Source organism: Streptomyces noursei (assembly GCF_001646665.1).
Taxonomy (GTDB): domain Bacteria; phylum Actinomycetota; class Actinomycetes; order Streptomycetales; family Streptomycetaceae; genus Streptomyces; species Streptomyces lavendulocolor.
In genome coordinates this window covers 1-601 of record NZ_LWBU01000133.1, presented here as the reverse complement: position 1 = coordinate 601, position 601 = coordinate 1, and the positions used below count along the sequence as shown (strand labels likewise).

Below are 601 nucleotides of genomic sequence, written 5' to 3'. Positions count from 1 at the left end.
CCCGTGGCGTGTTTTGCGCCCCGGGCCCGTCGCCGTTTGTCGAATTCTGCGGACGACCAACAGGAGTAAGATAACAGGTGGGCTGCTCGGCAGCAGTAAGGCCGGGTACGCCTATGGGGCCTGTTCTTCACTCGGCGGACCGAGTGCTAGCCGAAAAGTTTAAAAACCAAAAAAAAGAACCCCCGCCCCGCCCCCCCCCCCCCCCCCCCCCTCCCCCCGCCGCCCCACCGCGCCCCACCCCGCCCCCCCCCCCGGGGGTCGCGGGCGCCCGGGCCCTCCGCGGCGACGGGGGGGGGCTGGGGCGCCCCCCCGACGCGGGGGCGGGGGCCCTCCTGTGGCCCGCGCGCCCGGGCGCCCGTGCCGCCCGCGGCGCCCCCGCCGTCCACGGCGGCCGTGTCTTCGTCCCCCCCGGGGACGGCAGTGTCTACCCCCTCGCCGCGCGCGCCGGCACCCGCCTGTGGGAGGCCCCCACCGGCGGCGAACTGCACGGCGGGCCGGTCGTGTCCGGGGGCAGCGTCCACGTCGGCAGCCGCGCCCGGGTCGTGTGCGCCTTCCGCGCCTCCGACGGACGGCAGGAGAGCCAGGTGCCCACTTACGGCCC

General features: G+C 77.2%; 1 protein-coding gene. It reads left to right on the top strand.

Going from position 1 to position 601, the window contains the following annotated elements; translation table 11 throughout:
- Positions 1 to 113 precede the first annotated feature (113 nt).
- The coding region (locus A4V12_RS39730; RefSeq protein WP_350498010.1) for a PQQ-binding-like beta-propeller repeat protein at positions 114 to 601 on the top strand (488 nt) is incomplete at its 3' end.